Genomic DNA, 9,844 nt, shown 5'->3' on the forward strand with positions numbered 1-9,844 from the left:
GGGGACCACGTACCGGTGGCACGCATCACCCCCACCCGCACCGCCCCTGTCACCCCGTCATCAGGAGCTGTCCGTTGCGTACGACGACTTCCCCCGCCTCCCCCGCCAGATCCGCCCGACGACGCCGCGCCGGCGCCTCGATCCTCGGCGCCGCCGCCCTCGTGCTCGCCGGACTCGGCGCCGCGGCCCAGGCGAGCGCGGCACCCACCGCCACCGCCAAGACGACGCCCTCGAAGGTCACCTGGGCAGCGACCCCCTGTGCCACCCCCAAGCACAAGGGTGATCTGACCTGCAACTCCTTCCGCGTCACCGGCGGCAGCACCGCCTTCCAGAGGGAACGCGCCGCCGACACCGGCCGGACCGCCGCCGTCACCCCGAAGGCGGCCGCCGCCTCCCCCACCGGCTACGGTCCGTCCGACCTCCAGGACGCCTACGGCCTGGCCGACGCCGCCGCGAGCAACGGCTCCGGCAGGACCATCGCGATCGTCGACGCGTACGACGACCCGAACGCCGCCGCCGACCTCGCCAAGTACCGCTCCTACTACGGTCTCCCCGCCTGCACGGTGGCCAACGGCTGCTTCAAGAAGGTGAGCCAGACCGGCTCGACGACCTCGCTGCCCTCCGCCGACAGCGGCTGGGCCGAGGAGGAGTCCCTCGACCTCGACATGGCCAGCGCGGTCTGCCCGAACTGCAAGATCCTGCTCGTCGAGGCCAACTCCGCCTCCATGACCAACCTCGGCAAGGCCGTGAACGAGGCCGTGACGCTGGGCGCGAAGTTCGTGTCCAACAGCTACGGCGGCTCCGAGTCCTCCTCGGACACCTCGTACGACACCTCGTACTTCAAGCACGCCGGCGTCGCCATCACGGTCAGCGCGGGCGACGAGGGCTACGGGGCCGAGTACCCGGCCGCCTCCAAGTACGTGACGTCCGTCGGCGGCACCGCCCTGTCCGCGTCCTCGAACTCCCGCGGCTGGACCGAGAAGGTCTGGAACACCAGCTCCACCGAGGGCACCGGCTCGGGCTGCTCCGCCTACGACGCCAAGCCGACCTGGCAGACCGACACCGGCTGCGCCAAGCGCACCGTCTCCGACGTCTCGGCCGTGGCCGACCCGGCGACCGGCGTCTCCGTCTACGACTCCTACGGCGTCACCGCAGGCTGGTACACCTTCGGCGGCACCAGCGCCTCCTCGCCCATCATCGCCGCCGTCTACGCCCTCGCCGGCACGCCCGGCAGCAGCGACTACCCGGCCTCGTACCCCTACGCGGCCGCCGGCTCCTCCGCCCTGAACGACGTCACCAGCGGCAGCAACGGCACCTGCTCCTCCAGCGCCTCCTACCTCTGCACCGCCCGCTCCGGCTACGACGGCCCCACCGGTCTCGGCACGCCCGAGGGGACGGCCGCCTTCACCGGATGACCTGACTTGACGATCTGACCTCGTGACCTGACCTTCCGTCACACCGATCAGCCACAGTGGGCCGTGGGGGCCACCCGTGGCGAAAGGGCGAACGGGCCGCGGCACCCAGCCGCGGCCCGTTCGCCCTTCCTCGTGAGAACATCGAAACGTACGCTCACCCGACCGGCCGTCAGAAACCGCGCAGGGCCGTGAAGTGGGCTAACGACGGAACCACACCACAGGTTCCGCTCCGGCCTCGTTGCCCGGCGTGACCTGCCGTGATACACAGAGTGACCATACGAGCTATTCGTACGAATCCGGCCCGTCAATGACGCCAAGTCGACATACGACGGCGACTTTGTCGGCGAGAATGAGACGTGACCTCTGCGCACCGGCAGAGGGCGGCGGAACTACCCACCAGGGGCGGTGACTTACATGCTGTTCGCGGCCGACAAGGGCGACATCAACACCATCATCGGCGGGATCGCTCCCGACTGGGGGCCCTTCGGCAGCCTGGGCAACGAGGCCAAGGTGATGATCGAGGTCGTGATGGCGGTCGCCATCCTCCTCTGCCTCGGCATCGCCATCTGGGGCGCGGCCAAACAGCGCATCGGCGCCACGGCCCTGCGGGACACCTTCAGCGCGGAACAGGGCAAGGGCCTCATCATCGCCGGTCTGACAGGCGTCTTCATCATCGGTTCCCTGGGGACACTGTTCACGATCGTGTACGGCATGGCCGTGTAGCTGCGGCCACCGCACCACCCCCAGTCCCGTCCGGGCACGCCCGGCCCCCCGTCCCCACCCACCTGTCGTGCCCACCGGCTGAGGTTGCGTTTCCCTGATGTCCCTGATGTCGAGTCACCACACCGCGCCCGCGCGGGAACCAGCACGGCTACCGTCGTACTGCTATGCGTTCCGGTACGGCAACGAGGGGGCGTACCCGGCATGACTCCCGGCGACGAACACGACTACGGCGAGCCCGCACGCACCGACGAGGGCCGCCGCTACGGCGGAACCCGCCTCCGGCTGCCGGAGGACGACCTCTACGGCGGCCCCCGAAGAGGGACCCGCGGCCCGTCGCGCGGCATGGTGACGGTGGTCGGCGTCGTCGTCGTGCTGATCGCGGCGATCGCCTTCGCGAACCGTGGAGGAGACGATTCCTCTTCCACGTCGTCCCCTTCGACGGGCGGCGGCAAGCCGAACGCCACCAGCACGGCCCCCACCGGCACGAAGCCGGTCCAGTCGAAGACGGGCGGCATCCCCTCGGGCTTCGCCCACACCCGGCAGGGAGCCGAGTCGGCCGCCGCCAACTTCGCGGTGGCCCTGGGCTCGACCGGCATGTTCCAGAAGGACAGCCGGCACGACCTCGTCGACACCGTGTACACCACCGCCGCCGCGGCCAAGCTGCAGGCGGCGATGGACCAGGCGTACTCGGCCGACTTCCTCGCACGGATGGGCCTCGACGCCGACGGCAACGCGCCGAAGGGCGACACCTTCGTCTCCCGCGTGGTGCCGGTGGGCACGACCGCCCAGTCCTACTCCGCCGCCACGGCCAAGGTCGCCGTCTGGTACCTGGGCCTCATCGGCATGTCCGGGACGACGTCGACCGACCCGGTCACCTCGTCGTGGAAGACCTGGACCTTCGACCTCCAATGGACCGACGGTGACTGGAAGATCGTCCACGACGCACAGCAGGACGGCCCCGCGCCGGTCCCCGGCGACGACGCCGCCGCCACGTCCGACGAGATCAGCAAGGCCATCGAGGAGTACGGAGGGTTCACGTATGCCCGGTAAGCCGCGCCGCCTGATCCGGCTCGCCGGAGTCGTGACAGCCGTCCAGACCTCGGCCGTGCTGCTGGCCACCCGCGCCTTCGCGGACCCGTCGCCCACCCCGACGCCCTCCGCGTCCCCCTCGCCGTCCAGCAGCATCGACTGCAGCCTCATCCCCGGAGAGGCCAAGAAGTACTGCGAGCGGGGCAACGCGGACTCCTCCACCACCAACCCCGGCGTCTCCGACACCCTCGACCCCCTCTCCTCCCTCGCCAAGGGCTGCGCCGACGCCGCCTCCTGGACCATCGACAAGCTCAGCGCCGCCGTGAAGGACACGGCGAACGTCGACTTCACCAACGAGCGGTTCCTCAAGCAGTACGCCGTCGTCTTCGCCGCCTCGACCGTCCTGACGCTCCTGCTGTGGCTGCTGGCCGTCGCCAAGCGGGCGGTGCGCGGAGTGCCCCTGACGACCGCCATCGGCGAGGCCGTCGGGTTCCTCTGGCTGACCGTCCTGGCCTCCGCCTTCACCCCCCTCGTCCTCTACACCGTCGTCTCCGCCACGGACGGCATCACGGACGTCCTCGCCAAGACGACCGGCAACCAGACCGACACGTTCTTCGGCACCTTCTCCGCCGCCCTCGCCAAGGGCGAGAACATCGGCGGCGGCCCGATCATGCTGATCGTCGTGTCCCTCGTGTCGATCCTCGCCGCCGGAGTGCTGTGGCTGGAGCTCGTCATCCGGGCCGCCCTGCTCTACGTGGGCGCGCTGCTCGGCACGGTCGTCTACGCAGGCCTGGTCGACAAGAACCTGTGGAGCCATGTCCGCCGCTGGGCCGGCATCATGATCGCCGTCATCCTCGTCAAACCGGTCATCGTGATAGTGCTCGGCCTGGCCGGAGCGCTGTCCTCCGGCGACGGCCCGGACTCCTTCTCCGCCGTCGTCTCCGGCCTCTCCATCATCCTGCTCGCCATCTTCGCCAGCGCGATGATCTACCGCTTCGTCCCCGGCTTCGGCGACGAGATCGCGAACGGCCGCAACAACCGCATCATGCAGGGAGCCGAGGGCAAGGCGGCCGCCGTGATCAGCTCCCCGGCGAACCTGGTCGCCCAGGGCATCAAGACGCACAGCACCCGCGCGGACAGCGGCGGCTCGTCCGGCGCGACCGGCGGCCGCCCCGCCAACCCGGTGTCCGGCGGGGTCGCCGCACACAGCTCGCGCACCCCGAACGGGGGCGGCGGATCTGTCCCCTCCGCCGCACCCGCGCCCCGCGCGAGCAGCCCCGTCAACACCCCGCACGCCGGCAACACCCGAAACAGCAGCAACAACCGCACGGGAGGTGAAGGGCGTTGACGACCGAATCCCACGTGTCCCACGCGATCACGCCCCGCCGTACATATCTGATCGGCCGCGCCCGGCCGAACGCGATCGTCGGCCGCAACCGCGAGACCGGCGAGATCGCGCTCATCGTCATCGGCGCGTTCCTCGGCATGATGTGCGGCCTCCTCGTCCCCGTCCTCGCCCTGCGCATCGTCCTGCTGAGCGGCTTCCCCATGCTCGCGCTGGCCGCGGTGTACGTGCCGTACAAGCACCGCACCTTCTACAAGTGGTTCGAGATCAACCGCAGCTACAAGCGCACCCTCCGCCGGGGCACCGCCTACCGCTCCACCGCCTCGGAGGCCGGCACCCGCCTGGACGGCCAGGAGATCGAGGTCGGCCCCCCGCCGGGCATCGGCCGCATCAGCTGGCTGGCCGCCCCCTTCGGCCCCGACGAGATCGCCGTCCTGCTGCACGCGGACCGGCGCACGGTGACCGCCGCCATCGAGATCGAGGGCCCGGGCGTCGGCCTGCGCGACAGCGAGGACCAGGAAGCCCTCGTCGACCGCTTCGGCACCCTCCTCAAGCACGTGGCCAACGGCGACGGCTTCGTCACCCGGCTGCAGATACTCGCCCGCACCCTCCCCGCCGACCCCGACGCCCACGCCAAGGACGTAGCCGTCCGCGGGGACGAGAAGTCCCCCGACTGGCTGGCCCGCTCCTACGACCAGCTCCAGTCCATGGTGTCCACCAGCAGCGAGCAGCACCGCGCCTACCTCGTCGCGTGCATGCACTACACCCGCGAACTGGCCGCCGAGGCCCACGCGATGGCCCGCGCCGCCCACCCCCGGTCGGGCCGCAAGCTGGACCGCGACGCCGGCCTCGCCGTCGTCATGGCCCGCGAGCTCACGGACATCTGCTCACGCCTGCAGGAGGCGGACATCCGCGTCCGTCAGCCGCTCGGCCAGGGCCGGCTGTCCTCCCTCGTCCACTCCATGTACGACCCGGACCACCCCATCGACCACATCCAGGCGATGACCAGGCGCAACGCCTGGCCCGCCGAGCTGGACGCCATGGAGCCGACGTACCTCCAGGCCAAGACCCGCGAGTCGTCCACCCGCGCCCCCTGGTGCCACGCCACGGCCTGGGTGAAGGAGTGGCCGATGACCCCGGTCGGCGTCAACTTCCTGGCCCCCCTGCTGGTCCACACCCCGGACGTCATCCGCACGGTCGCCGTCACGATGGACCTCGAACCCACCGAGGTCGCCATCGAGCGCATGCTCACGGAGAAGACGAACGACGAGGCGGAGGCCAGCCGCGCCGCCAAGATGAACCGGACCGTCGACCCGCGCGACGTCGCCGCGCACTCCCGTCTCGACCAGCGCGGCGAGGACCTGGCGTCCGGCGCGGCCGGCGTGAACCTGGTCGGCTACATCACGGTCTCCTCCCGCAACCCCGAGGCCCTCGCCCGCGACAAGCGGACGATCAGGGCGTCGGCCGGCAAGTCGTACCTGAAGCTGGAGTGGTGCGACCGGGAGCACCACCGTGCGTTCGTGAACACCCTCCCGTTCGCCACCGGAATCCGAAGGTAGGGGCTTCACATGCGGGACCCGATGTCCGTCCTCACCGACGCCTTCACGTCCTTCCTGTTCGGCAAGGTGGAGACGACCCGCCTTCCGGTCCGCACCTCCACCGGCCAGGCCCAGGCCGTCTACCTGCCCACGGCCGCGCCCGGCCTCGGCGACTCCGGCGTCATCATCGGCCGCGAGGTCTACTCCGGGAAGGGCTACATCTACGACCCCTTCCAGCTGTACGGCCAGCAGCTGCCCGCCCCGCACTGGCTCGTCCTCGGCGAGTCCGGCAACGGCAAGTCGGCCCTGGAGAAGACCTACGTCCTGCGCCAGCTCCGCTTCCGCGACCGGCAGGTCGTCGTCCTGGACGCCCAGGGCGAGGACGGCGTCGGCGAATGGAACCTCATCGCGCAGGCGCTGGGAATAACCCCCATCCGTCTGGACCCGATGGCCGCCCTCGACCACGGCATCCGCCTCAACCCCCTGGACCCGTCGATCACCACGACGGGCCAGCTCGCGCTGCTGCGCACGATCATCGAGGTGGCGATGGGCCACGGCCTCGACGAGCGCTCCGGCTTCGCCCTCAAGGTCGCCCACGCCTACGTCAACGAGACGATCGTCGAGCGCCAGCCGGTCCTCACCGACATCGTCGAGCAGCTGCGCCACCCCGAACCGGAGTCCGCGGAGGCGATGAACGTCGCCATAGACGACGTGCGGGCCTGGGGCCTGGACGTCGCCCTGGTCCTGGACCGCCTGGTCGACGGCGACCTACGCGGCATGTTCGACGGCCCGACGACGGTCGGCATCGACCTGGACGCCCCGCTGATCGTGTTCGACCTGTCCCACATCGACCGCAACTCGATCGCCATGCCGATCCTGATGGCGATCGTCGGGGTCTGGCTGGAGCACACCTGGATCCGCCCCGACCGGAAGAAGCGCATCTTCCTGGTCGAGGAGGCCTGGCACATCATCAGCAGCCCCTTCGTGGCCCAGCTCTTCCAGCGGCTGTTGAAGTTCGGCCGCCGGCTGGGCCTGTCCTTCGTGGCCGTCGTCCACCACCTGTCCGACGTGGTGGACGGAGCGGCGGCGAAGGAGGCCGCCGCCATCCTGAAGATGGCCTCCACCAGGACGATCTACGCCCAGAAGACGGACGAGGCCAGAGCGACCGGGCGCGTGCTGGGCCTGCCCCGCTGGGCCGTGGAGATCATCCCGACCCTCACCCCGGGCATCGCCGTGTGGGACGTCAACGGCAACGTCCAGGTCGTCAAACACCTGGTCACCGAGACGGAACGCCCGCTGGTGTTCACCGACCGCGCGATGACGGAGTCCTCCGCCGACCGCATCGCCGACGACGACGCGCTGCTCGCCGCCGAGCTGGAACAGGAACGACGCGCGGCGGCCTTCATGGAACAGCACATCGCCGACCTGGACGGCTCCTCCGAGTCGACGGTGGCGTAGGGGGCGGGATGGCCATGAGACCGGGTGACGAGCATCGCCACGACAGCCACGGCGCGGGCCGGGGCTCCGGGCAGGGGGGCGTTCCCGACGGTCTGCTCGTCGGCATACTGGCCTTTCTGCTCGGCATGACGCTCCTCGTCTGGACGGCCACCGGACTGTCGGCTCTCCTCGCCCACGGTTCCTGGCCGTCCGGGGTCACCTTCACCCGCACGCCCCTCGCCATGCGCCACCTCATCGCCCAGCCCCACGACGTCCCCGGGGCCTGGCCCGACGCGGACCCGGCGGGCTTCTCCGGCTACGGCCTCTTCTGGGGCCTGCTCATCGGCCAGCTGATGATCCTGCTCGTCCTCACGGTGTTCGTCATGGGCACGCTGGCCCGCTGGCGGGCGGTGCGCGCACACCGAAGGGCGGACCGGACGACCCCCGTGCACACCCCGGAGCCCCAGCACCACGAGGTGCCCACCCCGCGCACGGAGACGACGCCCACCGACCCGGCCGCACAGACCCCGTCCGTCGCCTCGGCCGCCCCGCCGGCGGACCGGCAGACCGTGACGGCGCCCCCGCCGGCGCCCGCGCCCCCGTCGCACCCGTCCCCGTCACACCCGGCCGAGCCGCGGCAGCCCGACGCGGCCGCCGTCGCCACGTCCGCCCACGGCTGGGAGACCTCCCCCTCCGAAGGCGGGACGGTCCACTACGCGCCCCCCGCCACCCGGTTCACGCTCGCCTCCCAGGCCGTCCGGGACGCCGCGGGGCCGGCCCTCGTACTCACGTCCGACCCCGCACTCTGGCAGGACACCAAGGACGGCCGGGCCAAACTGGGCCCGGTCCACCTCTACGACCCGGCGCACCGCTGCGACACCCCGGCCCGCCTCCACTGGTCCCCCATCGCCGGCTGCGAGGACCGACCGACCGCGGCCTCCCGCGCGGCGGCGCTCCTCACGCCCGTGCGCCCCACGGCCCGGCTGGACCAGGCGGTGGCCGAGACGGCCGAGACACTGCTCCGCAGCTATCTCCACGCCGCCGCCATCGACGGCCGCACGGTCCGCCACCTCCACCGCTGGTCCCAGGGGACCGGCGTCCAGGAAGCGGTGCGCACCCTGCGCACCAGCCCAAAGGCCGCTCCTGGTGCGGCGGGCGAGCTTGAAGCCGCCCTGACCGCCCACCCCGAACGCCGTGACATCGCCCAGGAACTGACGGCCCGTGCCCTCTCCGCGCTCTCCACGGTGAACATCCGCGAGGCGTGCACTCCCAACCGAACTGATGCCCTCGCCTTGGATTCCTTCGTGGACGAAGGGGGCACTCTTTATGTGCTCGGTGAATCTCTCGAGGACCCCAGGACCGACCCCGGCGCGATGCCCCTCCTGACGGCCCTCGTCTCCAGCGTGGTCGAGCGCGGCCGGCGCATGGCCGAACGGTCATCCTCCGGTCGGCTCGACCCACCACTGACTCTCGTCCTCGACGATGTGGCGGGCGTGGCCCCGATCCCCCAGCTTCCGGACCTCCTGGCCGACGGCCCGGACCGGGGCCTGCCCACCCTGGCCCTGCTCCGCTCCCGCGAACAGGCCAAGGCCCGCTGGCCGCACCACGAGCTACCGGTCTGACGCCCCGGGACGCTCGAGGGCGAACTCGTACTCGTTCTCCTGGGAGTCCTCGCCCAGCAGCACGGTCCGCCCGGTCGGCACGAACCCCGCCTTGCGGTACGCCCCCTGCGCCCGCAGGTTCCGCTCGTGCACGATGAGCCGCACCCGCTCCAGCCCCAGCTCCCAGGCCCAGTCCGCGGCGGCGTCGAGGAGTGCACGCGTCATCCCGCTTCCCCGCCACTCCTTCCGCACGAACACCCCGACGACATGCCCCTGCGATCGCTCGACGGGGTGGCCGGCCCAGTCGACGCTGCCCGCCTTCTCCACGAGCAGGGTGACGGTACCCGCCCACTGCCCGTCCTCCGCCTCGGCGATGTACTGCCGAGCTCCGAGCGACCCCTCGGCCGCCCCGGCAGCCCGCTCCTGCCAGAACGAGTCCGGCCGGACCGCGGCCGTCTCGTACGTCTCCAGAAAGGCGAGGGGCGCCGCCGGATCCTCGAGCGCGAGCAACCGCAACGCCTTGACCGAGGCCCACTCCTCCGGCCGTACCACCCGAACCGCATACGTGTACATGCAAAGCACAGTAGCGCCTGAGCTTCGACTCGGAAATTCCTTTTAAACGCAGAAAACCCCCGTGCCGAATGACACAGGGGTTTCCTATAATGATTGTTCGGCGGTGTCCTACTCTCCCACAGGGTCCCCCCTGCAGTACCATCGGCGCTGTGAGGCTTAGCTTCCGGGTTCGGAATGTAACCG

At 70.9% G+C, this 9,844-nt stretch carries 8 protein-coding genes and 1 rRNA gene; 7 read left to right on the forward strand and 2 right to left on the reverse strand.

Going from position 1 to position 9,844, the window contains the following annotated elements; all coding sequences use genetic code 11:
- The first annotated feature begins 74 nt into the window (after positions 1-74).
- The 7 genes from ABT300_RS14780 to ABT300_RS14810 all read left to right on the forward strand — a co-directional run bounded on the left by ABT300_RS14780 (position 75) and on the right by ABT300_RS14810 (position 9,109).
- On the forward strand, positions 75-1,415 hold the full coding sequence (locus ABT300_RS14780; RefSeq protein ID WP_351675033.1) for a S53 family peptidase: 1,341 nt from the start codon (positions 75-77) through the stop codon (positions 1,413-1,415).
- A gap of 414 nt (positions 1,416-1,829) precedes the next feature.
- Positions 1,830-2,138 (forward strand): DUF8827 family protein, encoded by a 309-nt coding sequence (locus ABT300_RS14785; protein WP_003991275.1) that lies wholly within the window; start codon positions 1,830-1,832, stop codon positions 2,136-2,138.
- 201 nt (positions 2,139-2,339) lie between these two features.
- Positions 2,340-3,188 (forward strand): DUF8175 domain-containg protein, encoded by an 849-nt coding sequence (locus ABT300_RS14790; RefSeq protein ID WP_351675036.1) that lies wholly within the window; start codon positions 2,340-2,342, stop codon positions 3,186-3,188.
- Positions 3,178-4,515 carry a hypothetical protein gene (locus ABT300_RS14795; RefSeq protein ID WP_351675038.1) on the forward strand — a complete coding sequence of 446 codons (1,338 nt, stop codon included), beginning with the start codon at positions 3,178-3,180 and terminating at the stop codon, positions 4,513-4,515. Before ABT300_RS14790 ends, ABT300_RS14795 begins: the two co-directional genes overlap by 11 nt.
- Entirely contained in the window at positions 4,512-6,071 is a 1,560-nt protein-coding gene (locus ABT300_RS14800; protein ID WP_351675040.1) for an SCO6880 family protein, read from the forward strand. Before ABT300_RS14795 ends, ABT300_RS14800 begins: the two co-directional genes overlap by 4 nt.
- A 9-nt stretch (positions 6,072-6,080) precedes the next feature.
- A complete protein-coding gene (locus tag ABT300_RS14805) occupies positions 6,081-7,508 on the forward strand; it encodes an ATP-binding protein (RefSeq protein WP_351675043.1) in 1,428 nt (475 codons plus the stop codon).
- Between the two features lie 14 nt (positions 7,509-7,522).
- Positions 7,523-9,109 carry a type IV secretory system conjugative DNA transfer family protein gene (locus ABT300_RS14810; protein ID WP_351675048.1) on the forward strand — a complete coding sequence of 529 codons (1,587 nt, stop codon included), beginning with the start codon at positions 7,523-7,525 and terminating at the stop codon, positions 9,107-9,109.
- Here ABT300_RS14810 and ABT300_RS14815 read toward each other — a convergent pair.
- Positions 9,098-9,661, reverse strand: a complete 564-nt coding sequence (locus tag ABT300_RS14815; RefSeq protein ID WP_351675045.1) for a GNAT family N-acetyltransferase — start codon at positions 9,659-9,661, stop codon at positions 9,098-9,100. The genes ABT300_RS14810 and ABT300_RS14815 overlap by 12 nt on opposite strands.
- A 95-nt stretch (positions 9,662-9,756) precedes the next feature.
- A 5S ribosomal RNA gene (rrf, locus tag ABT300_RS14820) occupies positions 9,757-9,844 on the reverse strand; the annotation flags it as partial.

Source organism: Streptomyces sp. NPDC001027 (assembly GCF_040299045.1).
Classification (GTDB): Bacteria; Actinomycetota; Actinomycetes; order Streptomycetales; family Streptomycetaceae; genus Streptomyces.

Excerpts from the sequence above, each read along its gene's own strand:
- ABT300_RS14785 (WP_003991275.1), top strand. The coding sequence starts at position 1,830 with ATGCTGTTCGCGGCCGACAAGGGCGACATCAACACCATCATCGGCGGG.
- ABT300_RS14790 (WP_351675036.1), top strand. The coding sequence starts at position 2,340 with ATGACTCCCGGCGACGAACACGACTACGGCGAGCCCGCACGCACCGAC.
- ABT300_RS14795 (WP_351675038.1), top strand. The coding sequence starts at position 3,178 with ATGCCCGGTAAGCCGCGCCGCCTGATCCGGCTCGCCGGAGTCGTGACA.
- ABT300_RS14805 (WP_351675043.1), top strand. The coding sequence starts at position 6,081 with ATGCGGGACCCGATGTCCGTCCTCACCGACGCCTTCACGTCCTTCCTG.
- ABT300_RS14810 (WP_351675048.1), top strand. The coding sequence starts at position 7,523 with ATGAGACCGGGTGACGAGCATCGCCACGACAGCCACGGCGCGGGCCGG.
- ABT300_RS14815 (WP_351675045.1), bottom strand. The coding sequence starts at position 9,661 with ATGTACACGTATGCGGTTCGGGTGGTACGGCCGGAGGAGTGGGCCTCG.